This is a genomic window from Kitasatospora sp. MBT66 (assembly GCF_000710405.2).
In the GTDB taxonomy this organism is placed as follows: Bacteria; Actinomycetota; Actinomycetes; order Streptomycetales; family Streptomycetaceae; genus Kitasatospora; species Kitasatospora purpeofusca.
Window position 1 is genome coordinate 981,095 of the sequence record NZ_JAIY01000010.1, and the last position, 386, is coordinate 981,480.

Annotated in this window: 1 protein-coding gene; it reads right to left on the reverse strand. The window is 75.4% G+C overall.

Going from position 1 to position 386, the window contains the following annotated elements; translation table 11 throughout:
• Window positions 1-83 precede the first annotated feature (83 nt).
• A partial coding sequence (locus tag BI06_RS53915; protein ID WP_043473384.1) for a hypothetical protein occupies window positions 84-386 on the reverse strand: 303 nt, incomplete at its 5' end.

Here is a 386-nt window from a genome sequence, read left to right on the forward strand (position 1 = left end):
GGCGAGCGCCGCCAGGCCGCCCGCCACCGCGGCGGCGGGGCGGGCCAGCCGCCCGGGGCCTCGGTCTCGGCCTCGGCCGGTGCTCACACCGGGCTGCCGGAGCGGTCCGCGGCGATGTCCTCGGGCAGCAGCAGGCTCAGCTCCGAGAGGTCGGCGACGTCCAGCCGGCTGAGCCGGCCCGCCTGGCGGGTGATCATGCCCTCCAGGGTCTGCCGCGCGAAGCGGCCGTTACCGAAGGTGCGGTCGCGCGGGACTCCCGCGAACAGCTGCTCCAGCGCGGCCAGCGTGTGCGGCGCGCACTCGTACCCGGCCTTGACCGCGTGGTTGCGCACGATGGTGACCATCTCCGCGTCGGAGTAGTGGCCGAAGTCGATCTGGCGGGAGAA